Origin of the sequence: Klebsiella sp. HC6 (assembly GCF_022605325.1) — a bacterium.
GTDB lineage: Bacteria > Pseudomonadota > Gammaproteobacteria > Enterobacterales > Enterobacteriaceae > Klebsiella > Klebsiella terrigena.
This window is the reverse complement of record NZ_CP093276.1, coordinates 489,612-512,935: the sequence shown is the minus strand read 5'-3', so window position 1 is coordinate 512,935 and position 23,324 is coordinate 489,612. Positions and strand designations below refer to the sequence as shown.

Annotated in this window: 25 protein-coding genes; 8 read left to right on the top strand and 17 right to left on the bottom strand. The window is 56.6% G+C overall.

Annotation, left to right across the window (positions count from 1 at the left end; genetic code table 11):
- The first annotated feature begins 5 nt into the window (after positions 1-5).
- Positions 6-1,424, top strand: coding sequence for a glutamate synthase small subunit (locus tag MMW58_RS02460; protein WP_041147429.1), 1,419 nt, complete (start codon positions 6-8; stop codon positions 1,422-1,424).
- A gap of 72 nt (positions 1,425-1,496) precedes the next feature.
- Here the strand turns inward: MMW58_RS02460 and nanQ are convergent, their stop codons facing one another.
- The 11 genes from nanQ to zapE all read right to left on the bottom strand — a co-directional run bounded on the left by nanQ (position 1,497) and on the right by zapE (position 10,913).
- Positions 1,497-1,964, bottom strand: a complete 468-nt coding sequence (gene nanQ, locus MMW58_RS02455) for an N-acetylneuraminate anomerase (protein ID WP_241722701.1) — start codon at positions 1,962-1,964, stop codon at positions 1,497-1,499.
- The gene (gene nanK, locus MMW58_RS02450) at positions 1,961-2,836 is read right to left on the bottom strand and encodes an N-acetylmannosamine kinase (protein ID WP_241722700.1); all 876 of its coding nucleotides are present in this window, start codon (positions 2,834-2,836) and stop codon (positions 1,961-1,963) included. Before nanK ends, nanQ begins: the two co-directional genes overlap by 4 nt.
- Positions 2,833-3,522, bottom strand: a complete 690-nt coding sequence (locus MMW58_RS02445) for an N-acetylmannosamine-6-phosphate 2-epimerase (RefSeq protein ID WP_241722699.1) — start codon at positions 3,520-3,522, stop codon at positions 2,833-2,835. Before MMW58_RS02445 ends, nanK begins: the two co-directional genes overlap by 4 nt.
- A 48-nt stretch (positions 3,523-3,570) precedes the next feature.
- On the bottom strand, positions 3,571-5,058 hold the full coding sequence (locus MMW58_RS02440) for an MFS transporter (protein ID WP_159237030.1): 1,488 nt from the start codon (positions 5,056-5,058) through the stop codon (positions 3,571-3,573).
- A 150-nt stretch (positions 5,059-5,208) separates the two neighbouring features.
- Entirely contained in the window at positions 5,209-6,111 is a 903-nt protein-coding gene (gene nanA / locus MMW58_RS02435; protein ID WP_241722698.1) for an N-acetylneuraminate lyase, read from the bottom strand.
- Between the two features lie 131 nt (positions 6,112-6,242).
- Entirely contained in the window at positions 6,243-7,040 is a 798-nt protein-coding gene (gene nanR / locus MMW58_RS02430; protein WP_159237028.1) for a transcriptional regulator NanR, read from the bottom strand.
- A gap of 171 nt (positions 7,041-7,211) precedes the next feature.
- Positions 7,212-7,706, bottom strand: a complete 495-nt coding sequence (gene sspB, locus MMW58_RS02425) for a ClpXP protease specificity-enhancing factor (protein ID WP_133600818.1) — start codon at positions 7,704-7,706, stop codon at positions 7,212-7,214.
- 3 nt (positions 7,707-7,709) lie between these two features.
- Positions 7,710-8,348 carry a stringent starvation protein SspA gene (gene sspA / locus MMW58_RS02420; protein WP_041147437.1) on the bottom strand — a complete coding sequence of 213 codons (639 nt, stop codon included), beginning with the start codon at positions 8,346-8,348 and terminating at the stop codon, positions 7,710-7,712.
- A 311-nt stretch (positions 8,349-8,659) separates the two neighbouring features.
- Positions 8,660-9,052: a 30S ribosomal protein S9 gene (gene rpsI / locus MMW58_RS02415; protein ID WP_000829815.1), complete on the bottom strand. Its 393-nt coding sequence runs from the start codon at positions 9,050-9,052 to the stop codon at positions 8,660-8,662.
- A 15-nt stretch (positions 9,053-9,067) separates the two neighbouring features.
- Positions 9,068-9,496 carry a 50S ribosomal protein L13 gene (gene rplM, locus MMW58_RS02410; protein WP_004106200.1) on the bottom strand — a complete coding sequence of 143 codons (429 nt, stop codon included), beginning with the start codon at positions 9,494-9,496 and terminating at the stop codon, positions 9,068-9,070.
- A gap of 289 nt (positions 9,497-9,785) precedes the next feature.
- Positions 9,786-10,913 (bottom strand): cell division protein ZapE, encoded by a 1,128-nt coding sequence (zapE, locus tag MMW58_RS02405; protein WP_241722697.1) that lies wholly within the window; start codon positions 10,911-10,913, stop codon positions 9,786-9,788.
- A 190-nt stretch (positions 10,914-11,103) separates the two neighbouring features.
- On the opposite strand from zapE, the gene zapG reads away from it, so the two are divergent.
- From zapG to degS, 3 genes are all read left to right on the top strand, one after another.
- Positions 11,104-11,502, top strand: a complete 399-nt coding sequence (gene zapG / locus MMW58_RS02400) for a Z-ring associated protein ZapG (protein ID WP_041147439.1) — start codon at positions 11,104-11,106, stop codon at positions 11,500-11,502.
- A gap of 175 nt (positions 11,503-11,677) precedes the next feature.
- Positions 11,678-13,045, top strand: a complete 1,368-nt coding sequence (gene degQ / locus MMW58_RS02395) for a serine endoprotease DegQ (protein ID WP_159237026.1) — start codon at positions 11,678-11,680, stop codon at positions 13,043-13,045.
- Between the two features lie 141 nt (positions 13,046-13,186).
- Complete coding sequence (gene degS / locus MMW58_RS02390) at positions 13,187-14,245, top strand: outer membrane-stress sensor serine endopeptidase DegS (RefSeq protein WP_241722696.1); 1,059 nt, start codon at positions 13,187-13,189, stop codon at positions 14,243-14,245.
- Between the two features lie 56 nt (positions 14,246-14,301).
- On the opposite strand, the gene mdh is transcribed toward degS, so the two are convergent.
- Entirely contained in the window at positions 14,302-15,240 is a 939-nt protein-coding gene (gene mdh, locus MMW58_RS02385; RefSeq protein WP_041147447.1) for a malate dehydrogenase, read from the bottom strand.
- 415 nt (positions 15,241-15,655) lie between these two features.
- On the opposite strand from mdh, the gene argR reads away from it, so the two are divergent.
- The 3 genes from argR to yhcN-B all read left to right on the top strand — a co-directional run bounded on the left by argR (position 15,656) and on the right by yhcN-B (position 17,120).
- Positions 15,656-16,126 carry a transcriptional regulator ArgR gene (argR, locus tag MMW58_RS02380; protein ID WP_041147448.1) on the top strand — a complete coding sequence of 157 codons (471 nt, stop codon included), beginning with the start codon at positions 15,656-15,658 and terminating at the stop codon, positions 16,124-16,126.
- A 359-nt stretch (positions 16,127-16,485) separates the two neighbouring features.
- A complete protein-coding gene (gene yhcN, locus MMW58_RS02375) occupies positions 16,486-16,749 on the top strand; it encodes a peroxide/acid stress response protein YhcN (RefSeq protein WP_128877066.1) in 264 nt (87 codons plus the stop codon).
- Between the two features lie 104 nt (positions 16,750-16,853).
- The gene (gene yhcN-B / locus MMW58_RS02370) at positions 16,854-17,120 is read left to right on the top strand and encodes a DUF1471 family stress response protein YhcN-B (protein WP_045857851.1); all 267 of its coding nucleotides are present in this window, start codon (positions 16,854-16,856) and stop codon (positions 17,118-17,120) included.
- Between the two features lie 49 nt (positions 17,121-17,169).
- On the opposite strand, the gene MMW58_RS02365 is transcribed toward yhcN-B, so the two are convergent.
- The 4 genes from MMW58_RS02365 to aaeX all read right to left on the bottom strand — a co-directional run bounded on the left by MMW58_RS02365 (position 17,170) and on the right by aaeX (position 20,719).
- Positions 17,170-17,445, bottom strand: a complete 276-nt coding sequence (locus tag MMW58_RS02365; protein ID WP_041147450.1) for a barstar family protein — start codon at positions 17,443-17,445, stop codon at positions 17,170-17,172.
- 157 nt (positions 17,446-17,602) lie between these two features.
- Complete coding sequence (gene aaeB, locus MMW58_RS02360) at positions 17,603-19,570, bottom strand: p-hydroxybenzoic acid efflux pump subunit AaeB (RefSeq protein WP_133600815.1); 1,968 nt, start codon at positions 19,568-19,570, stop codon at positions 17,603-17,605.
- 5 nt (positions 19,571-19,575) lie between these two features.
- Complete coding sequence (aaeA, locus tag MMW58_RS02355) at positions 19,576-20,508, bottom strand: p-hydroxybenzoic acid efflux pump subunit AaeA (RefSeq protein ID WP_241722695.1); 933 nt, start codon at positions 20,506-20,508, stop codon at positions 19,576-19,578.
- Between the two features lie 7 nt (positions 20,509-20,515).
- A complete protein-coding gene (gene aaeX, locus MMW58_RS02350; RefSeq protein ID WP_004868260.1) occupies positions 20,516-20,719 on the bottom strand; it encodes a p-hydroxybenzoic acid efflux pump operon protein AaeX in 204 nt (67 codons plus the stop codon).
- Between the two features lie 131 nt (positions 20,720-20,850).
- Between aaeX and aaeR the strand changes: the two genes are divergently transcribed.
- Positions 20,851-21,780 (top strand): HTH-type transcriptional activator AaeR, encoded by a 930-nt coding sequence (gene aaeR, locus MMW58_RS02345; protein WP_045856520.1) that lies wholly within the window; start codon positions 20,851-20,853, stop codon positions 21,778-21,780.
- 78 nt (positions 21,781-21,858) lie between these two features.
- Here the strand turns inward: aaeR and tldD are convergent, their stop codons facing one another.
- The gene (tldD, locus tag MMW58_RS02340; RefSeq protein WP_045856518.1) at positions 21,859-23,304 is read right to left on the bottom strand and encodes a metalloprotease TldD; all 1,446 of its coding nucleotides are present in this window, start codon (positions 23,302-23,304) and stop codon (positions 21,859-21,861) included.
- Positions 23,305-23,324: the final 20 nt, after the last annotated feature.

The window sequence follows — 23,324 nt, the reverse complement described above, 5'->3', positions numbered from 1 at the left end:
TTCAGATGAGCCAGAACGTATACCAGTTTATCGACTTACAGCGCGTTGATCCGCCAAAGAAGCCGCTGAAGATCCGCAAAATTGAATTTGTCGAGATTTACGAGCCGTTTTCAGAGGGCCAGGCTAAGGCGCAGGCAGACCGCTGCCTCTCCTGCGGCAACCCGTACTGTGAATGGAAGTGCCCGGTTCACAACTACATCCCTAACTGGCTGAAGCTGGCCAATGAAGGTCGTATTTTTGAAGCGGCTGAGCTGTCGCATCAAACCAACACCCTGCCGGAAGTGTGCGGCCGCGTGTGCCCGCAGGACCGTCTGTGTGAAGGTTCCTGTACGCTGAACGATGAGTTTGGCGCCGTGACCATCGGCAATATCGAGCGCTATATCAACGATAAAGCGTTCGAGATGGGCTGGCGTCCCGACCTTTCCGGCGTCAAGCCGGTCGGCAAAACGGTCGCCATCATTGGCGCGGGCCCGGCGGGCCTCGCCTGTGCTGACGTCCTGACCCGCAACGGCGTGAAGGCGGTGGTGTTCGACCGCCATCCGGAAATCGGCGGCCTGCTGACCTTCGGTATTCCGGCATTTAAGCTGGAAAAAGAGGTCATGACCCGCCGCCGGGAAATTTTCACCGGCATGGGGATTGAGTTCAAACTCAACGTTGAAGTGGGCCGCGACGTTCAGCTCGACGACCTGCTGAAAGAGTACGATGCAGTGTTCCTCGGCGTCGGCACCTATCAGTCGATGCGCGGCGGGCTGGAAAACGAAGATGCGAACGGCGTGTATGATGCGCTGCCGTTCCTGATCGCCAACACCAAGCAGACGATGGGCTTTGGCGAAACGCCGGACGAGCCGTACGTCAGCATGGAAGGCAAGCGCGTCGTGGTTCTCGGCGGTGGCGACACCGCAATGGACTGCGTGCGTACTTCTATCCGCCAGGGCGCTACTCACGTTATCTGCGCCTACCGCCGTGACGAAGAGAACATGCCGGGCTCGAAACGCGAAGTCAAAAACGCGCGTGAAGAGGGCGTGGAGTTCCAGTTCAACGTTCAGCCGCTGGGCGTTGAGGTGAATGCCAACGGTAAAGTGTGCGGCGTGAAGATGGCGCGCACCGAGATGGGCCAGCCGGATGCGAAGGGCCGCCGTCGGGCCGAAATCGTTGCCGGCTCCGAGCACGTCATTCCAGTCGATGCGGTAGTTATGGCGTTTGGCTTCCGTCCGCACAGCATGGAATGGCTGGCGAAACACAGCGTTGAGCTCGACTCACAGGGGCGTATTATTGCCCCTGAAGGTAACGAAAACGCGTTCCAGACCAGCAACCCGAAGATCTTCGCCGGTGGCGATATCGTGCGCGGTTCTGACCTGGTGGTGACGGCGATTGCCGAAGGTCGCAAAGCGGCTGACGGGATCCTCAACTACCTGGAAGTGTAACGCCAGGGCCCGGATAGCTGCTTATCCGGGTCGCCAAAAAAAGCCCGATGGTTTGTCGCCATCGGGCTTTTTCTATTTCACCAGCAGGCTGGCGCTAACTTTGATCACCACCTTTTTAATCTCAGCGGCCTGCGTCACCATGCAGCCCAGTTTATGCGGTTCATCGGGCATGAATACCGCAAACATACCGGCCTGCAGGGTCAATACCTGTTCGCCGTCAATGCTTCGACACAGCTGATAATCATCCTCATCGTACGCGTCTTCGCACTCGCGAGCGGCTCCCGCTACGCCGAAAAATATCCGCTCTTCCCCCGCAAGCAGGATCTGGATATCAATAAACCGCGTATGCAGCTCCGCCTTTTTCTCTGCCGGCACCCCGCTACTGAACCGCATCACGTTCATAAATACGCTGTCACCCTGCAGCTCGTAGCGCCCCGGCGCGATGCTTTGCAGGTCGTGAGCCTGCGCCAGAAGAATTGCCTGCGCCAGCGCCGGCGGAAGGCCGGCAGCGAATGGCTGCTGAACATTGCCCAAAATCATTGGTTATCTCCCTGTCCCCATAATGCCGCGCCCAGCAGGCCCGCATCGTGCCGGTAGTAAGCTTCCCGCAGCGGGACATGATAGACCGCGGGTTCCTGTAACAGATAGTCGTTAACCAGAAGCAGATAGCCGCCGGCAAGACCTACGCTGCCGCCAACCACCACGAGCTGACAGTCGGTAACGGCTTTCAGGTCGGCAATCAGCCGCGCCAGCGCTTGTGCCGAGCGCCGGATAAGCCGCTCCGCCTGCGGGTTCCCCTGTGCCGCACGGCTAAAGATAGCTTTCGCGTCCAGCCCGCTCAGCTCGCCCTCTGCGGCTGCCGCAATACCGCGCCCTGAGGCGACCGCTTCCACGCAGCCTGTACGCCCGCAGCCGCAGCGCGGGCCGTTGGGATCCGCCAGCGTATGGCCACAATGCCCGGCCAGGCCGCCGCTTCCGGTATGCAGCCTGCCGCGACTAACCACTCCGCCGCCGACCCCCGTCGACACGGTTAAGAAGAGCATCTCACCCACTTTCTCCGGCAGCGCCTGATACTCCGCCCATGCCGCCGCCTGAGCATCGTTGAGCGCGATGCCGGGTAGCCCGGTGAGCGTGGACAGACACTCAACCAGAGGAAAATACGCCAGGCCGCCAAGATTAGCCGGGTTGATGGCGGTTAAGGCGCCGTGCCGGATGATACCGGTTGAGGCCACGGCAAAACGCTCTGCGCGTGCGGCCAGCGGAGCAACGAGCTCTTCTAACGCAGCGGCTAGCGCCGCCGCCGTTCGGCTGGCCGGAGTGGGCAGTTCACGGCGCTCCAGCAGCGCAAGCTCATCGCCCACCAGCCCCGCAGCCAGCTTCGTCCCGCCGATATCTATCGCCAGCGTGCTCATGGTGCCGCCTTTTTCAGCGCCGCGTTATACCATTCACAGATATGCTCCAGACGGGTAATCGCCGAGCCAACGGTAACCGCCCACGCGCCGCTACGCATCGCCTCCCCTGCCTGCTCCGGCGTGTTGTAGCGCCCTTCCGCAATCACCCGACAGCCCGCCGCGTGCAGGGCGCGGACCAGCGCGAGATCCGGCTCCTGCGGCGTTTCCCCGTCGGTGTAGCCCGACAGCGTGGTACCAATAATCTCCGCCCCCAGCCGCCGGCAGGAGAGGCCATCTTCAGGAGATGAGCAGTCTGTCATCGCCAGCTTATTACGCTGATGGATCCTCGCCAGCAGCGTCGCTACCGGCACCGGCCGCGGGCGGTCGGTGCCGTCAACGGCGATGATATCCGCCCCAGCCAGCGCCAGGGCGTCCACGTCCTCGAGAAACGGCGTGATGCGCACCGCCGAATCCGTCAGGTCGCGTTTGAGGATGCCGATAATCGGTATCGTCACCGTAGCCCGGGTCGCGCGGAGGTTCTCCACGCCTTCAATACGTAACGCCACCGCCCCGGCTCGTTCAGCGGCGAGCGCCATAGCGGCAACGATGGGCGGCGTATCCAGCGGGCTGCCGGGAACCGGCTGACAGGAAACAATTAATCCACCGTTGGCGCTGATGCGGGTATCGAGTAGTTCAAGCAAAGACATGATGACTCCCTGGCAAAGACAATCGCCCGGCATGCCGCCGGGCACAGGTTAGCGGATTTTCATTAGGCCACGTTTGCGCGCACCCGACGCCGCGGCGCCGCTGAACGGCAGACCGTCAATCGCGTCGTGGGTCCGCAAGGCTTCGGGACGGATCCAGCGCTGAACGCGGGAGGGCATATCCAGGCCAATCAGCAGGATCACGACGAAGGTCAGGCCGAAGGAAAGCGATCCCAGGGTCGTGCCGAGATCCATTCGCTGCGCGATCAGGGCGCCAAGCACCGGGGCAATCGCTCCGCCCAGCGCCCCCACGTTGTAGGTAAAACCTAATCCGGCCGCACGCTTGTCGGTATCGAAGTAGCCGCCAATCAGCTTCGGCAGGATCCCGGAGATCCCCTGCCCCAGCATCTGCTGGAAAAACAGTAGCAGGCCAAGGACCCAGACGTTTGTGCCACCGATAGCAAAGACGGGAATAATGAGGAGCTGTGACGCAAGCAGGCTGTAAACATAGGCTTTTCGCGTGCCCAGCCAGTCGCCGAGAAAGCCGCCGACGCAGCAGCCAACCGCGGCGCCAAAGCCGCTAAAAAACAGCACCTGTGCGACGGTAGTATGATCGTACGCCAGATCCGTCTTGAGATAGGTTGGCAGAAGCGCCTGAATGGGCCATGAATACAGGAAGGCAAACAGCACAACGACCATCAGCGTTACGCCGGTCGGCCAGCGGTTGCCGCTACTTTGCACCATAAAGCTGATAAATATAGCCGCGCACAGCAGCCCCAGGAGCACCACTATTCCGGCATTTTGCAGCTCACCCGCGAAGCAGAACCACAGCGCCGTTGCCGCAGCGAGGGTCAGGAAAATATTTATCACCCGGTGTTTTCCGCAGTACAGAATATCGACCATCGTGAGCACCGGCGTTTTTCCGGCATGCTTCTGCTGCCAGTCTTCCGCTTCCGGGATGTTTTTTCGCAGCCACAGCGCAAAAACAATCGGTACGATACCGATGAAAAATAGCGCTCGCCATCCCCAAACGGGAACCACCAGGCTATAGACCTGTGCAGCAACGACGGCCCCCACGGAGAAGCCGGAGATCAAAAATCCGCTGGCCTTATTGCGCAGCTTTTTAGGCCAGCTTTCAATAACGTAGGTAGCGCTGGAACCATACTCCCCCGCCATCCCCATGCCGATCACCAGCCGGGCGATAAACAGGGTGGTGTAGCCCGACGCAAAGCCGCAGGCCAGGGTGCCCACCGAAAAAAGAATAATGCTGCTGACCATCGCCAGCCGCCGTCCATAGCGATCGCCCATCGCCCCGAGCATCAGCCCGCCAAACCAGCGCGAGATGAAGGCCGCAGAGATAAGACTCGCCGCCTCAACGGTGGTCAGGCCAAAGTCTCCCTGGATTTCCGTCAACACCAGGGCTATTAATACAAAATCAAAACCATCAAGCAAATACCCCAGCCAGGCGGCGGAGAAAGCCCGCCACTGCGCCCGGTTGAGATGGCGATACCACGGGATGTTCTGGGTCGTTGTGCTCATTTTACTCTCCCGCGATGGGTCAGACCCACGCTTGGTTTCTCATGCCAGATGCCGCTATCACCCATCTGGCATATCAATGTTATCGCCCGGGCGGAAGCGCTGCTGCCGCTCTCCGGGCGTTGCTCCACTCTCACAGCGCGGAGGCTATCCTCAACCCAGATGCTGCCTCTCTTGCTGCAGCTGCTGCGCCAGCGCCTTAAGCTCCGGCAGGAATTTTTCATCGACCGGCGCGAATGGCCTACGGCACAGCGGTTCAGCAACGACGTCCATATAGTGAAGAACGGTTTTAAGCCCGCGGAATACGCCGGTTTTGATCAGCAGGTCGATGACCTTATTACATTCAGCCTGCAGCCTCTGCGCCTGTGCGATATCGCCGGTCTGAAGCGCTTTAACGATCCCCTTATAGCGCCAGCCCATAATGTTGTAGGTGCTGCCGATCCCGCCGTCTGCGCCGGCCACCAGCCCGGAGGCAAAGATTTCGTCAAAGCCGTTGTACAGTACCAAATCCGGATGCGACCGGCGGATTTGCTCCATCTGGTAAAGATCGCCGGAAGTCTGCTTCAGCGCGCCCACGCCCGGGAGCATCACCAGGGTGCCTATCTGATCGAGCGTCAGCTTCACGCCGCTGAGCACCGGGATGTTATAGACCACCATCGGCAGGCCATTAGCAGAATCAATAATCGCCTGATAGTGAGCGCAGTGTTCTTCAAAGCTGAACGGATAGTAGAACGGCGTCACCGCGGACACCGCGTCGTAGCCGTAACCTTCGGCAGCCTGCGCAAGCTGCTGGCTTTCCAGAGTGCTGACGCAGCCGACGTGGGCAATCAGCGTTATCTTCCCCTGCGCTTCTTCAGCCACAATTTCCAGCACCTGCTGGCGCTCAGCGCTGGTCTGCACGAACGCCTCGCCGGTAGAACCGCCGACGTAGAGCCCGTCGATCCCCTGATTGAGATTAAAACGCACCAGCCGCCGCAGGCTGTCTTGATCCAGCTTTTGCTGCCCGTCAAACGGCGTCAGCAGCGCCGCCATTACCCCACGTAAATTCACCGCCATAGAGACCTCGTCGCGTTATTTGTTGTGATTAACTATGTACCTTTATACCTGTTATACCAGAACGAATAAGCAGCAGCCTCATACCAAACGCTTATTATGCGATCTGCTTCACTAAACGATCCTGAGGATCCTTAGACGGATTTACGCGACTTCTTTTTCTTGCCGAAGGCGTGCCAGGTGGCGGAGACGCTGTTGAGGTGGGTTTGCAGAGCGCGATCGGCTTCATCCGGATCGCGGCGCCGAATGGCGGCAACGATATCGATATGCTGTTGATAGCTTAAATTATTATGCTCATAAAGTTCCCCTTCAGGGACCTTAGGGCGCGCGGCGATGAGCCAGTCCAGGAGCGCAACGTGAATGGCCATAAAAATCGGATTGCCGGGAATTTCCGCCAGCACGCGGTGGAACTCAACGTCTGAACGGATAAACAGCGTATTGTCATCCAGCGACTGGCTGTTGATCTCAAGAGCCTGCACCAGCTTTTCAAGCTGTTCATCGCTGGCATGCTCAGCCGCGTAGCGAACCAGGCTGGATTCAAAAAACAGACGCAGCTGCTCGAAATGCGCGATTCCGCCGGGATGGGAGAGGAAATCTTTCGCCATACCGGAGAGCTCTCCGATGATGGTATCGGCAGAAGGTCGCGAAACGCGGGCTCGTTCACCGTTGCTAATCTGCACCAGACCTTTACGCTTTAGCGCCGCCAGCGCTTCACGTACCGACGGGCGGCCGACGTTGAAAAATGTCATCAGCTCCCGCTCTGAGGGGAGCTGCTCGCCTTCGGCAAACTCGCGCCGGCGAATCATTTGCTCCAGCTCTTCTTCGACCATCTCGGACAGTTTTTTACGCGTCAGCGGCCGGCTACGCAGCGAGCGTCCGACGTTATCAGCAGTACTTTCAGCGTGCGTATCCGATGCTTTCATAGTGTCCATAGGTAGCGAAGAGTGACAAATGTGACAGCAGATTCATCATATCATAGGAACATCTGGCGGGTGAAGTTAACGACAGCCAGGGCATAACGACGGCTGACGATGCGTGAGACCGCTGGATTCAGGCGCAGGATGATATAAAAAAAGCAGGGCCTGATGGCCCTGCCTGGAGGATTACTTCACGACGCGTAGCGCCGGTCGCCCACCGCGAGGCGGCGGCGTATCATCAGGGTCATCCTCGTGATTATCCGGCTTATCGCCGTCAATCACTGACATTACCGTTTCGTTCTCGTTGCTTAACGATGCTTCGTCATCATTCAGGCTGATGGCGTCCTCATCGTAAGCCGTTTCCGGCTCGAACATGGTCCCTGCGCCGTTTTCACGCGCGTAGATAGCCAGTACGGCAGCCAGCGGTACGGAGACATTGCGCGGAACGCCGCCAAAGCGGGCGTTGAAGCGCACTTCATCGTTAGCCAGCTCCAGATTCCCGACGGCACGCGGAGCAATGTTGAGAACGATTTGTCCGTCGCGCGCATACTCCATCGGAACCATAACGTCCGGCAAAGTGACATCGACGACCAGATGCGGAGTCAGCTGGTTATCCAGCAGCCACTCATAGAACGCCCGTAGCAGGTACGGGCGACGCGGCGTTAGCTGCGATACATCCATCGGTTAGCCTCGACCGAGTCGCATTTCACGCTCGGGTTCAGTTAAGGAAGCCAGGAAGGAGTCACGTTCAAATACGCGAGTCATATAGCCCTTGAGCTCCTTCGCACCCGCACCAATCACTTCGACGCCGAGTACCGGTAAACGCCACAGCAGCGGTGCAAGGTAGCAGTCTACCAGGCTGAACTCGTCGCTCAGGAAATAAGGCTTCTGGGTGAAGACTGGCGCAATCGCCTGCAGCTCTTCACGCAGCTGCTTACGCGCGTTATCAGCCTGTGCGGCGGTGCCGGTCTGAATGGTATTCATCAGCGAATACCAGTCTTTTTCGATACGTTGCATGTACAGACGGCTTTCACCACGCGCCACCGGATAAACCGGCATTAACGGCGGATGTGGGAAACGCTCATCCAGATATTCCATAATGATGCGGGATTCCCACAGAGTGAGCTCACGATCCACCAGCGTCGGTACGCTTTGATTTGGGTTGAGGTCAATCAGATCCTGAGGTGGGTTATCCTTCTCCACGTGTTCTATCTCAAAACTAACACCTTTTTCTGCCAGCACGATGCGGACTTGGTGGCTATAGATGTCAGTAGGACCAGAAAACAGCGTCATTACCGAACGTTTGTTGGCAGCGACAGCCATGAAAACCTCCAGGTATATTCAGAATTTTGTACTGCTACCAGCCACGCATGGCTAGCCAGATGTAAAAACCCCATTCGCGGGAAGAGATTCTCGTTTATGAAAGAAACAAAAAACGAACAATCACCAGCATTTGGGCAGAAAATTGGATGATAGTTTACCAGATCTTGACGACGTTGTGGTGAGGGGATTCTGGAAATGCTGAAAAAGTGGTAAGAATGGGTGACTTCGCCATGAAAAACGACCGTTTTATCCATAAAAAAACCCGCCGAAGCGGGTTTTTTCGCAAATTGTTCTGCGTGAGCAGAAAACAATTAACGTTTGGAGAACTGAGGACGACGACGTGCTTTACGCAGACCGACTTTCTTACGTTCAACCTGACGAGCATCACGAGTAACGAAACCAGCTTTACGCAGTTCGCCACGCAGGGACTCATCATACTCCATCAGAGCGCGGGTGATACCGTGACGGATCGCACCAGCCTGACCAGAGATACCACCACCTTTAACGGTGATGTACAGATCCAGTTTCTCAACCATGTCGACCAGTTCCAGCGGCTGACGAACTACCATGCGGGCAGTTTCACGACCGAAGTACTGTTCCAGAGAACGTTGGTTGATAACGATTTTGCCGTTGCCCGGTTTGATGAAAACGCGAGCTGCGGAACTTTTGCGGCGACCAGTGCCGTAGTATTGATTTTCAGCCATTGCCTATAATCCCGATTAGATGTCAAGAACTTGCGGTTGCTGTGCCGCGTGGTTGTGCTCGTTACCAGCGTAAACTTTCAGTTTACGGTACATAGCACGACCCAGCGGGCCTTTTGGCAGCATGCCTTTAACCGCGATTTCAATCACACGCTCAGGACGGCGAGCAATCATCTCTTCAAAGGTCGCTTCTTTGATACCACCGATGTGGCCGGTGTGGTGGTAATACATTTTGTCTTCGCGCTTGTTGCCGGTTACAGCAACTTTTTCTGCGTTCAGAACGATGATGTAATCACCAGTATCAACGTGCGGAGTGTATTCCGCTTTATGCTTGCCGCGCAGGCGCAGAGCCAGTTCGGAAGCCAGACGGCCCAGAGTTTTACCGGTCGCGTCAACAACATACCAGTCGCGTTTTACGGTTTCTGGTTTAGCTGTAAAAGTTTTCATTAAAAGCTTACCCAAATAATAAGTTACACGTTGGTGAACACCCAAACGTTTAGTCAGTTGAGGTTCACACGACATTGTCCAGCAAACCTACCCCTTCGAATAGCCTATGCCGGCACATAGAAAGTTTTGGGAAAAAAACCTTCTCGTAACGTGGGGTCGCAAGATTATAGAGAAGTCACGAGTAAAGATCGACCCCTTTATGTGATTTGGATTGGGTTTTTTCGCCAGCGGAGCGGGCCTTCGCGCATCTGCGTCAGCCCTCTCCCGCCGGGAGAGGGAGAAAGACGCGTTACGGCATATGAGGACGCTTTAAATACTCCTCGCTCTGCATCTCCTGCAGGCGAGACAGGCAGCGCTGGAACTCGAACTTCAGGCGTTCGCCCTGGTAAATTTCGTGCAGCGGCACCGCCGCGCTGACCGCCAGCTTAACGTGGCGCTCGTAGAATTCATCAACCAGCGCAATGAAGCGCCGCGCCTCGCTCTCCAGCTGCGTCGTCATAACCGGAACATCAAATAGCATAACGGTATGGAACAGGCGAGACAGCGCAATATAGTCATGCTGGCTCCTCGCATCGACGCACAGCGTCGTGAACGACGCCGCCAGGGTCTGGTTCTCCACGCCGAGCGTGGGCAGAGGACGGTGGTTGATCTCCAGCGTCGGCGTCTGCTCGCGCCTCGCGCCGGCCAGCGCCAGCCACAGCTTATCCATCTGCTGCCGGGTCTGCTCGTTGAGCGGCGATAGCCAGAGGTGGGCCTGAGTGAGCGTGCGTAAACGGTAATCAATGCCCGCATCGACGTTCATGATATCGCAATGCTGCTTGATCGCCTCGATAGCCGGCAGGAAGCGGGCGCGTTGCAGGCCGTTACGGTACAGATCGTCCGGGGGAATATTAGAGGTCGCTACCAGCGTGATGCCGCGCGCAAACAGCGCCTTCATTAACCCACCCAGCAGCATGGCATCGGTAATGTCTGAAACAAAAAACTCATCAAAGCACAGCACATCGGTTTCCGCCTTGAAGCGGTCGGCAAGGATCTCCAGCGGGTCGCTGTGCCCCTGCAGGGCAATTAGCTCCTCATGGACGCGCAGCATAAAGCGGTGAAAGTGCAGGCGCTGCTTACGCTCGCCGGGCAGGCTCTGATAAAAGAGGTCCATCAGCCAGGTTTTACCGCGCCCCACGCCACCCCACATGTACAGGCCGCGGGCGGAGCCCGTTTCAGGCGCTGGCTCACGCTTGCCCAGCAGTTTGCCGAATTTCGCCCGCAGGCCGCCGCTTTGCGGCGTCGGCGCGGGTTTTGCCTGCAGTTCATGATAGATAGTATCAAGGCGGCTTACCGCTTCTTGCTGGACGTCGTCGGGCTGATGAGAGCCCTCTTTAAGAGCTAAAAGGTAACGCGATGTTGGGGACAGGATTTGCATGATCTAATTGTTATTCCTTGAAAATCGTAACGTCAAAGCTCACGATTGTCGAAAAAAAGGCCGTTCTACACTACGCGATGATACGCCAGGATTCCACTTCTGTGGAATTAGCGGTTATAGTGGCACTATCGGGCGCAGGCGGAGAGCCTCATAGCCACCCTACGGAACCACAAAACAACGGGAGATGTACATGACCTGGGAATATGCGCTAATTGGGCTAGTTGTCGGTATCATCATCGGTGCCGTCGCCATGCGTTTTGGCAACCGCAAATTACGTCAACAGCAGGCGCTGCAGTTCGAACTCGAAAAGAATAAAACAGAGCTTGAAGAGTATCGTGAAGAGCTGGTCAGCCATTTTGCGCGCAGCGCTGAACTGCTGGATAACATGGCCGATGACTATCGCCAGCTGTACCAGCATATGGCAAAAAGCTCCAGCAGCCTGCTGCCGGATACCATGGCGGAGGCCAATCCGTTCCGCAACCGCCTGGCGGAATCAGAAGCCGGTAACGATCAGGCGCCGGTGCAGATGCCGCGCGACTATTCTGAAGGCGCATCCGGCCTGCTGCGCGGTGGTGCAAAACGCGACTAATCCTGTGGTTAGCGTAAAAATATTTTCCGGGCGCACTCTTTGCGCCCGTCTTCCCCCCTACATCCCAGCTACAATTTAAAACATTGACCACGTTGTTACCTGGTCGAAAATTCAATAACATCAGGCCATTCGGGACGATTTTCCACACACCTCAGGTTACGAGAGCCAGCATCTAATGAAGAAACAGACTTTGCTGTTGAGTGCGTTAGCGTTAAGCATCGGGTTATCGTTGTCCGTTGTACCTACGGCTACGGCGTCGATACCCACGCAGGTACCGGGCCAGGGGGCAGTGCCGAGCCTGGCGCCGATGCTGGAAAAAGTGCTGCCTGCGGTGGTTAGCGTCCAGGTTGAAGGCACCGCCTCTCCTGCGCAAAACATGCCGGAAGAGCTGAAAAAATACTTTGGCGACAATGCGCCGCAGGAGCAGGCACAGCCTTTTGAGGGGCTCGGCTCAGGCGTTATCATCGACGCCGAAAAAGGCTATGTGCTGACCAATAATCACGTCATCAGCCAGGCGCAAAAGATAAGCGTCCAGCTCAACGATGGCCGCGAGTTTGACGCGAAGCTGGTCGGCAGCGACGATCAAAGCGATATCGCCCTGCTGCAGCTGCTAAAACCAACCCATCTGACGCAAATCGCCATCGCCGATTCCGATAAGCTGCGCGTGGGTGATTTCGCCGTCGCCGTCGGTAACCCCTTCGGCCTCGGGCAGACCGCCACCTCGGGCATCATCTCCGCCCTCGGCCGCAGCGGCCTGAACCTGGAAGGGCTGGAGAACTTCATTCAGACCGATGCCTCTATTAACCGCGGTAACTCCGGCGGCGCGCTGCTGAACCTGAATGGCGAACTTATTGGTATCAATACGGCGATTCTGGCACCGGGCGGCGGCAGCGTCGGCATCGGCTTCGCCATTCCCAGCAACATGGCGAAAACCCTCGCTCAGCAGCTGATTCAGTTTGGCGAAATCAAACGCGGCCTGCTGGGAATTAAAGGTACTGAAATGAGCGCCGATATCGCTAAGGCGATGAACATCGACGTTCAGCGCGGCGCTTTCGTCAGCGAAGTGCTGCCGAACTCCGGTTCAGCGAAGGCGGGGATTAAATCCGGGGACGTGATTGTCAGCATGAACGACAAGCCGCTCAACAGCTTTGCCGAGCTGCGGTCGCGTATCGCCACCACCGAGCCGGGAACCAAAGTGAAGCTGGGGCTTCTGCGCGACGGTAAGCCGGTGAATGTTGAGGTCACCCTGGATAAGAGCACCTCTTCCAGCGCCAGCGCCGAGCTGATTATACCCGCCCTGCAGGGCGCATCGTTGAGCGATGGCCAGATGAAGGACGGCACCAAAGGCGTGGTAGTTGATAGCGTCGATAAGGCCAGCCCTGCGGCACAGGTCGGCCTGCATAAAGACGATATTATCATCGGCCTTAACCGCGAGCGCATTAGCTCTATCGCCGAGCTGCGCAAGGTGCTGGAGAGTAAGCCGGCGGTCATCGCACTTAACGTGATGCGCGGTAACGAAAGCATTTATCTCCTGCTGCGCTAATGCTCAGATCCGGACATGGCGATCGCCGCGATGTCCGGAATATCGGGCGACGGGACGCAGCCTGCGCGCCGGTAACGTGAAAGACGACGCCGGTAAGTCGTGTTATGCTGCGCCTGTCCATTCATTAACGATACCTGCATCATGCCTGGAAAGCTTTTACGTTCAGTACTCATTGGTTTGATCGTCGGGGGACTGCTGCTGGCCGCAATGCCCTCGCTGCGTCAATGGCATCTGTCGACGACGACCCAGTACGATAGCGCGGACGAATCGCCCGCCAGCTATAATCCTGCCGTTCGCCGTGCTGCGCCTGCGGTGGTTAACGTCTATAACCGCGCCCTCAACGGCACCAGCCACAATCAGCTGACTCTTGGTTCCGGTGTCATCATGGATCAGCGCGGGTATATTCTGACCAATAAGCACGTCATTAACGACGCTGACCAGATCATCATCGCGCTGCAGGACGGCCGCGTCTTTGAAGCCCTGCTGGTCGGTTCGGATACCCTCACCGATCTGGCGGTATTAAAAATCAACGCCAACGGCGGTCTGCCGGTTATCCCGATTAATCCGAAACGCGTGCCGCATATTGGCGATGTGGTTCTGGCGATTGGTAACCCTTATAACCTCGGGCAAACCATTACCCAGGGGATTATCAGCGCCACCGGTCGTATCGGCCTTAACCCGACGGGTCGACAAAACTTCCTGCAAACCGATGCCTCTATCAACCACGGTAACTCCGGCGGCGCGCTGGTCAATTCGCTGGGCGAACTGATGGGCATTAACACGCTGTCATTTGATAAAAGCAACGATGGCGAAACGCCGGAAGGGATCGGTTTTGCGATCCCCTTCCAGCTGGCAACGAAGATCATGGATAAGCTGATCCGCGACGGCCGCGTGATCCGCGGCTACATCGGCATTAGCGGCCGTGAGATCGCGCCGTTACACGCGCAGGGCGGCGGGATCGATCAGCTGCAGGGGATCGTGGTTAACGACGTTGCGCCGGACGGTCCTGCGGCTCAGGCCGGGATCCGCGCTAACGACGTGATCATCTCGGTAAATGACAAGCCCGCGGTTTCCGCCCTCGAAACTATGGATCAGGTTGCTGAGATCCGTCCGGGTTCAGAAATTCCGGTGGTGATCATGCGCGAAGATAAGAAAATCACGCTGCATATCGCCGTGCAGGAATATCCGGCAACCAACTAGCTGCCATAAAAAAACCGGAGCAGGGTTTGCTCCGGTTTTTTATTCATATCTCAATCTTATTTATTAACGAAATCTTCGCCCAGAGCGATATCTTTCTTCAGCGTATCGAGCATGCCTTCCAGCGCCTGTTGTTCAAACGCGCTGAGCGTGCCAATCGAGCGGCGCTCTTCTACACCATTTTTGCCCAACAGCAGCGGCTGTGAGAAGAAGCGCGCGTACTGGCCATCGCCTTCAACATAGGCGCATTCCACCACGCCCTTCTCGCCCTGCATCGCGCGGACCAGCGAGAGGCCGAAACGCGCTGCCGCCTGACCCATAGAGAGGGTTGCCGATCCGCCACCGGCTTTGGCCTCAACGACTTCGGTGCCGGCGTTTTGAATACGTTTCGTCAGGTCTGCCACCTCTTGTTCGCTGAAGCTTACGCCAGCAATCTGTGACAGTAACGGCAGGATAGTGACGCCAGAGTGGCCGCCAATCACCGGCACTTCGACATCAGATGAGGATTTACCTTTCAGCTCAGCAACAAAGGTATTAGAGCGGATAATGTCCAGCGTGGTGACGCCAAACAGCTTGTTCTTATCGTAAACGCCGGCTTTTTTCAGCACTTCTGCCGCAATGGCCACCGTCGTGTTCACCGGGTTGGTAATAATACCGATGCAGGCCTGCGGGCTGGTTTTGGCAATCTGCTGAACCAGATTTTTCACGATACCGGCGTTAACGTTAAATAAATCGGAGCGATCCATTCCTGGCTTGCGCGCAACGCCAGCGGAAATCAACACCACATCAGCGCCTTCGAGCGCCGGGGTTGCGTCTTCACCGGAGAAACCTTTGATTTTTACATCGGTAGGGATATGGCTAAGATCAACCGCCACGCCCGGGGTTACCGGGGCAATGTCGTACAACGAGAGTTCTGAACCTGAAGGCAGTTGGGTCTTAAGTAGTAGGGCAAGCGCCTGGCCGATTCCACCAGCGGCGCCGAGGACTGCAACTTTCATCCTAAACTCCTTATTATGGTTAATATAGTCTTTCGTTACTCCGTCGCCTGGACCTTAATTCACAAGATGAACAATTACAATAAGTATGGTTGAAGAATGCGTTCTGGTGCGCAGCGATGCATCCGCTTCGCATTTTCATCCCTGAGACTGGCCATCCAGCAAAGCGTAGTACCGGACCGACTAGTGGTTACAATACACCCAGCCTGTTCGGCAAAACAACACCAATCTCATAACATTTAATTTACTTTTACAGCTATTTACGCCCCGTGATGAAGGCATGTTCCTTAGCAGGGTTATTTGCTAAAATATGCCCCCTTCATAACATTATTTACTTTATCCCCTTGCGGATTATTTGCATAAAAATTCATGATTATGCATAATGATGTTGTTTTTACCACCATAATCTGGGTGACTTATGCGAAGTTCGGCAAAACAAGAAGAACTGGTTAAAGCATTTAAACTGCTGCTTAAAGAAGAAAAATTCAGCTCTCAAGGTGAAATCGTTCAGGCGCTGCAGGAAGAAGGTTTCGATAATATCAATCAATCGAAAGTCTCGCGCATGCTCACAAAATTTGGCGCGGTACGCACCCGCAATGCCAAAATGGAAATGGTTTACTGTCTGCCTGCCGAGCTTGGCGTTCCGACGACGTCCAGCCCGCTGAAAAACCTGGTACTGGACATCGACTATAACGACGCCGTCGTGGTTATCCATACCAGCCCAGGCGCGGCGCAGCTCATCGCGCGTCTTCTCGACTCCCTGGGTAAAGCGGAAGGCATCCTCGGCAGTATTGCCGGCGATGACACCATCTTTACCACCCCGGCCAGGGGCTTTACCGTCAAAGATCTGCACGACGCGATTCTGGTCCTGTTTGAGCAAGAACTCTAAGTCCTCTCCCTCACCCTCTGGCTGCCGCCGGAGGGAACTTCAAAAAATGCAGCATTTTTTTAACATTTAGTGTGGTTTTTCACGCCTATACATTCCTTTACTGAATGAATGGACCGAAAACGCACAAAATATCAAATACATCCATCCATATGATTTTATTAGAAATAGTTGGCACCTGCGGCTAATAAATGACATTTCTAATTCTTATACGTTATAAAAAAGACATTTCTATGTAATTATTTACACTCAAAACAATTAGCACGGTATTAATATTTTTGGTGATTAGTGTATACTTGATTTTGTGATGAGGGTCACGAAACAAAGAGCCCTCAATAATAAGATTCGACGAGGTGAACATCATGAAAATCAAAACAACCGTAGCTGCACTCAGTATCCTGTCCGTTCTCTCTTTTGGCGCTTTCGCCGCTGATTCAATCAACAGCGATCAGGCCCAAGGCCGTCAGTCAATCGGCACCGTTTCCGTCGGCGCGGTAAGTGCTTCCCCGATGGATATGCACCAAATGCTGAACCAAAAAGCGCAGGAGGAAGGGGCTTCTTCCTATCGCATCATCGAAGCGCGCACCGGTGACCACTGGCACGCAACGGCAGAACTTTATAAATAAGCTTTAACAACAGTCGGTTATTAACTGAATACAGAATATCTCCAGCGGCCCAGGTACATCGCAAACCTCCCGCCGCTGCAATCAACATGGTTGGAGTAAAAATTATGAAAACTGCAATGATCATCGCATCCCTGGGCCTGGCTTCCGTACTCTCCTTCGGCGCAAGCGCCGCCGTACAGCAGGTCAACGCCGAACAGGCTCAAAACCTACAGTCCATGGGCACCGTTTCTGTCTCGCAGGTAGGCAGCGCACCGATGGATATGCGCCAGGAACTGGCGGCGAAAGCCGCTAAAGAAGGCGCCAGCAGCTACCGTATTATTGAAGCCCGTACCGGCGACAGCTGGCACGCTACGGCTGAGTTGTACAAATAAACCCTCGTCGTCTTATCCGACGACTTGCCCCCGCCTGGCGGGGGCTTTTTTATGCCTGTCTGGCATTAAAACGTAGTTCCCCTTCCAGCTCTTCTTCCGCTTCATCAAACAGCAGAATCAACGCGCCAAAGCGCCGTCGCTGCTTATCGCTCAAGTGAATAAACTCAATCTCCAGCGGTAGCGGCAACAGACCGCCGGTGGTCGCTTCCCAGAGCGAATCCAGATTGTTTACTCTCTCCCGACCCAGCTCAAAGACGCGCGAAAACTCGCGATAGAAATCCTGCTGTTCCGCTATGTCATCGAAATCAAACGTGTAGACCGTCATCGCCCGCCCCCGCTTAATACCCGCAGCTATTCCCCGCTAAATACCATACCGCCGGACGGTCGTTTTACCATCCTTATATTTCTCAATCGAAGGGGTACCGTTGATGAATAAGTATAGCGATAAAAAAACCGACGCTTCAGGCGTCGGCTTTTAGTCTTTAGCTATTTGTCAGCACATGCTGATACTTGCGCAGCATCTCCACCAGCCGTCGGACCGGCTCCGTCACCTGCGGCGAGGCTTCCCAGAGCCGTAGCTTCTCCTGATAAATATCCAGCTCGTCGAGCAGGCGGGAGAAGTAGCGTCGACGCTTGTCGTCATTACCTGCGGAGATAACGTGATCCGCAGTGCGGCGCAGCTGGCGATGGTATGCCGACAGATCGTCGTTAACCGGCACCGGCGCATCGCGCAGGCGCTGGTGAGCAATAATCAGCGTCAACGCCAGGCGGAAACGGGCAATATCGTCCGGGAACTTGTTCAGCAATAAGAAGAGCTGTTGATAGAGGGCCGGGAGATGGTTCTCTTTGCGCCTGGCGGTATTGGTGGTGAGCGATGATACCGCCGCCGAGACAAACTGATTGAGCAGCACGCGCCCGGTGCGCGCGCGCGAATTATCCCGCACCAGCAGGATAACCATCAGCGCGAGGAAACAGCCAACTATCTGGCCTAACGCGCTGTCAAGGAACTGGCTGAACTGGAACTGCATCGGGTTATCCAGCACCAGGATATTAATGGTACCGGCCAACGCCCCCATTGAACCCAGCCGCCGCTTCTGTACTTCAATCCCGATGAAGAATGCCATCACCGCCAGGCTAATGCACAGCAGCAGCATGCTCTGCTGCGTTGCGGGCATAATCACGAGGAAGAAAAACGCCCCCAGCGGTAGCGCCGCCAGCATCCCGTAAAGGAAGTCCAGCGCCACCATCCGCGGGTTCGGCAGGCGCATCGCCAGCGCCGTGACTACCGCGATCATCACCATCGCCCCGCTGCCGGAGGTCCAGCCGGTCCACAGCCAGAACAAGGTGCCGAGAATGCAGGAAATGGAGGTGCGCCAGAAGTTCACCATCGCATGGTGGCGCTCGGCCGACTCGGCCTTGATGACCACTTCGCCCCGCAGCACCTCATCTTCAATGCGGCTAATTTTGGTATTGCTGACCACGCCTCTTTTTAACAGCAGATAGCGCGTCGCGGCGCCGACCCAGCTATAGATCGTGACCGGCGTATTATGCTCCCCTTTCCAGGTCAGAAAGCGGCGCATTCTCTTCAGCTGGCGATGGACGTCCTGCACGCTCTCAACCGGCTCGGCGAACAACTCCCGGTAATCATCCGTCACCATTTCCGGCCGTGAGTTCTGGATTAAGTAGGTCTCGCAGGCCTGGGTGATCAGCGTCAGGGAGAGAGTATTAATCGCCTTCAGCCGCTGGTTGACCTTGGCCCAGCGCGAGGACTCCATGATCAGGTTTCCGCGCATGCCTTCCAGCGCGCTGGTCCGGCGAACCAGCGCTCCCCAGGCTTTATCCACCACTGCGCTGTCGCCATGCGCCACGCAGAGCTGCATCAGACGATAGTGTTCGACCAGCAGGTTATCCAGCTCGAGGTCGATCTCTTTTTTGATCGACCGCGGCGAAAACAGCAGGTCCGCCACAATGGCGCTGACGATACCGACCACGATCTCGCTGCAGCGCTCGACGGCAAACTGCGGCGCCAGCATCGGATCGGTATGAATGGTGATAACAATGATCAGCGCGGTATAGCCCGCAAGCCCCCAGGCGTAGGAGTTTTCAACCCGCACCAGCGAAGAGATCCAGGTGCAGAATCCGGCCCACAGGCAGCACACCAGCATCATCAGCAGCGGGGCGCGGATCATCAGGATGATAATGGCCAGCGCCGCAATACAGCCGATAAAGGTGCCGACAATACGCAGCATCCCGCGATAGCGAATGGCGCCAGAATAGGGCTCTCCCCCGGCCGCAAACGCCGGGCCCGCGGCAACGATTGCCGCCGTCAGCACCGCCCAGCGGGGCGTTTCCAGCTGAAAGTGGAAGCCAACAAAGAGTGCCAGCACCACCGCGCACGCCAGCTTAATCGCAAAGCGGAGGTGCCGGGGGGCAATAGTGAAGATCCCCATGACGATTAACCAAACTCACGCAGGCGCAGGGCCAGTTTCTGGAAGAAATTCGCCTGGCGGACGTCGCGGTCCTCTTTCCCGGTGATCACCACCGTTGCGGTGGTTCCCGCCGGCCAAATATTGCCCTGCTGCTTATCGAGACGAATACGCACCGGTACGCGCTGCGCCAGGCGCACCCACTCAAGGTTCGAGTCCACGGAGGCCATGCCTTTTGCATCGCTGCTGCTGCTGGCGTTCGTCACCCCGGCGGCAATACTGTCAACCGTCCCTTTGATCGTGCTGCTGCTGCCCAGCGGGGTGATTTCCGCCCGGAAGCCCGGACGTACGCCTTCCAGCTTGGTCTCTTCGAGGTAGGCCACCACGTAGAAGGTATCCTGTTTCACCAGCGCCACCGCCGTAGAGCCGCGGGTAATAAATTCACCGCTGTAGACGTTGAGGTTGGTCACCCAGCCATCGGCCGGCGCGCGGATAACCGTCCGCTGCAGGTCGAGCTTCGCCAGATCGCAGCTTGCCACCGATTTTGCCAGCTGGTGTTCCACCGTCTGCAGGACGTTATTGGCCTGGTCTATCTCCTCCCGGGACATCGCCTGAACGCCGAGCCGGTTACGACGACCGGCCTCAACGCGTTTTTCCTGGGCCAGAGTTTGGTAATAGGAGACGTCGGCCTCGGCCTCTTCAAGCGCCTTCTGGTAGCGCGGTTGGTCGATCACGAATAAAACCTGACCTTGCTTAACCAGCTGGTTATCCTTGATATTAACCTGCGAAATCAGCCCCGAGACGTCGGGTGCGATGGCCACGATGTCGGCGCTAAAGCGCGCATCGCGCGTCCACGGCGATGCGGTGTAGTAGACCCACGCGCGAAAAATTGCGACAAATGCCAGGATAACCAGTATCACAGTGATTGCGGTACGGAAGATATTTCTTGTTAGTGTTTTCACATCAACCTCAAACGAACAAACGCGATATCAGATAAAAAAGGCAGCAATATAACGCGGTATTAAACAGTGCAGGGTGCCAGACGAAGTCATAGATGCCGGTGGGAACCAGCAGTCGGTGCACCAGCCAGAAAATGGCCAGCGATATTAACAGCTCAAAGAAGATCGGCGGAAACGACAAGCCGAAAATCACGATGACAGGAAACAGACTCATGATGACCTTGATAAGAAGCGTGCAGGTGGTAAGCGTGAAGCATTTATTATGTAGCTAACAATATAGTAACGTAACAATTGCAGCATGATCTATATTATGTGATCTAAATCACTTTTAAGTCAGAGTGAACAATGGAACGACTAAAACGCATGTCCGTTTTTGCCAAAGTGGTTGAACTGGGTTCATTTACCGCCGCGGCCCGCCAGCTCCAGATGAGCGTTTCTTCAATCAGCCAAACCGTATCCAGGCTGGAAGATGAGCTGCAGGTAAAGCTGCTTAACCGCAGTACCCGCAGCCTTGCCTTAACCGAAGCCGGGAAGATTTATTACCAGGGCTGCCGCCGAATGCTGCATGAAGTCCAGGACGTCCATGAGCAGCTTTACGCGTTTAACAACACGCCAATCGGCACCCTGCGCGTCGGCTGCTCTTCAACTATGGCACAGAATGTCCTCGCTCACATTACCGCAGGCATGCTCAAAGAGTACCCCGGGCTGTCGGTCAATTTGGTCACCGGGATCCCGGCGCCGGACCTGATCGCCGACGGCCTGGACGTGGTTATTCGCGTCGGCGCTCTGCAGGATTCCAGCCTCTTTTCGCGTCGTCTGGGGTCGATGCCGATGCTGCTCTGCGCGGCAAAAAGCTACCTGCAGCAGGCGGGGACCCCGGAAAAGCCGGCGGATCTCGCCAGCCACTCCTGGCTTGAATACAGCGTGCGTCCGGATAACGAATTCGAAATCATCGCGCCGGAAGGGATCTCGACGAAGCTGATCCCGCAGGGGCGCTTCGTCACTAACGATCCGATGACCCTGGTGCGCTGGCTGACCGCCGGCGTCGGCGTCGCTTACGTTCCGCTCATGTGGGCGATCGAAGAGATCAACCGCGGGGAGCTCGAGATCCTGCTGCCAAGCTATCAGTCGGATCCCCGCCCGGTGTACGCGCTCTATACCGAAAAAGACAAGCTGCCGCTGAAGGTCCAGGTGTGCATTAACTACCTGACCGAGTATTTTGTCGAGGTGGCGAAAATTTATCAGGGGATGCACGGCCGCGGGCTCGACCATTAGCCGCTGGCGATAACGCGCGGCGGGATAAGTACGGGAAAGGTTACGCCTTCGACGAATGCGAAGGCGTATTGAGGATACTCAGGCAGTGCCGCCGACGGTGAGCTTATCGACCTTCAGCGTCGGCTGACCGACGCCAACCGGCACGCTCTGGCCCTCTTTACCGCAAACGCCAACGCCGCTATCTAGCTTCAGATCGTTCCCCACCATGGAAATCTGCTGCATGGCTTCGATCCCGGAGCCGATAAGCGTCGCCCCTTTCACCGCCTTAGTCACCTTACCTTTTTCAATCAGATAGGCTTCAGAGGTGGAGAAGACAAACTTGCCGGAGGTGATATCCACCTGACCGCCGCCGAAGTTTGGCGCAAAGATACCGTAATCAACCGATTCGATAATCTCCTGCGGCGTCGATTTACCCGCCAGCATGTAGGTGTTGGTCATACGCGGCATCGGCAGATGCGCGTAGGACTCGCGACGGCCGTTACCGGTAGGCGCAACGCCCATCAGGCGGGCGTTGAGCTTGTCCTGCATATAGCCTTTGAGGATACCGTTCTCGATCAACACGTTGTATTGACCCGGCGTGCCCTCGTCATCGACAGCCAGCGAACCGCGGCGATCGGCAATGGTGCCGTCATCGACCACGGTACAGAGTTCTGACGCCACCAGCTCGCCCATATGGCCGCTGAACACCGACGTCCCGCGACGGTTAAAGTCGCCTTCCAGGCCGTGGCCTACCGCTTCATGCAGCAGCACCCCAGGCCAGCCCGCGCCTAATACCACCGGCAGCATGCCGGCCGGGGCCGCCACGGCGGAGAGATTAACCAGCGCCATGCGCACGGCTTCTCTTGCCCAGGCGTCAGCGCGAACTTCGCCCTCTTCGCTGGCGAGAAAATAGTCGTAGCCGAAACGTCCGCCGCCGCCGCTGGAGCCGCGCTCGCGTTTGCCATCATCTTCCACCAGCACGCTGACGGAAAGGCGGACCAGCGGTCGAACGTCCGCCGCCAGCGTACCGTCGGTCGCCGCAACCAGAATCAGTTCATACACGCCGCTGAGGCTGGCAGAAACCTCCTGCACGCGCTTATCGGCGGCCCGCGCCGTTTTGTCTACGCGACGCAGAATGTCCAGCTTCTCTTCACGGCTCATGCTTTGCAGCGGATCGATGCTGGCATACAGCGGGCTATATTCCACCGCGCCAAGAGTGCGAACCTTACCGTCGCCGCTGTCGCGCACGATGGTACGCGCCGCCTGCGCGCTTTGCTCCAGCGCCAGCAGGCTGATCTGGTCAGCATAGGCGAAGCCGGTCTTCTCGCCGCTTACCGCGCGAACGCCGACGCCCTGGTCGATATTATACGAACCATCTTTGATGATGCTGTCTTCCAGAACCCAGGATTCGTGATAGCTCGACTGAAAATAGAGATCGCCGTAATCAAGACGGCGCTCGGCCAGCTGGCCAAGAATGGCAAAAAGGTCCTGATGGCTCAGGCCGTTTGCCGACAGTAATTGTTCACTTACCAGGTTCAGACTCATCGTTTGCTACTCGTTTGTTG